At 44.6% G+C, this 224-nt stretch carries 1 protein-coding gene; it reads right to left on the bottom strand.

Going from position 1 to position 224, the window contains the following annotated elements:
* On the bottom strand, nt 1–224 hold a 224-nt coding region (locus tag NE623_RS14655; RefSeq protein WP_256276178.1), incomplete at both ends, for a hypothetical protein.

Consider the following 224-nt stretch of genomic DNA (forward strand, 5'->3'; position numbering starts at 1 on the left):
GGCATCGAATGAAAATTTAATTTCAGCCTTCAACCCTTCGGTCACCAATTTCGAAAAATCCTGTTCCAGAGCTATCATGGCGTTTATCTTAGTCCACCAGTTATCGTTATACCCTGCCTGAGTCAAAGTATTATAAGGATTCGGAACTGACTCCCCGTATTCGGCATAACGAACAGCCCCATCCTCATCCCGATCGGGATAAAATAAAGGCATCACGTTCGGAG

The organism is Gemmiger formicilis, assembly GCF_024462815.1.
Lineage (GTDB): Bacteria > Bacillota > Clostridia > Oscillospirales > Ruminococcaceae > Gemmiger.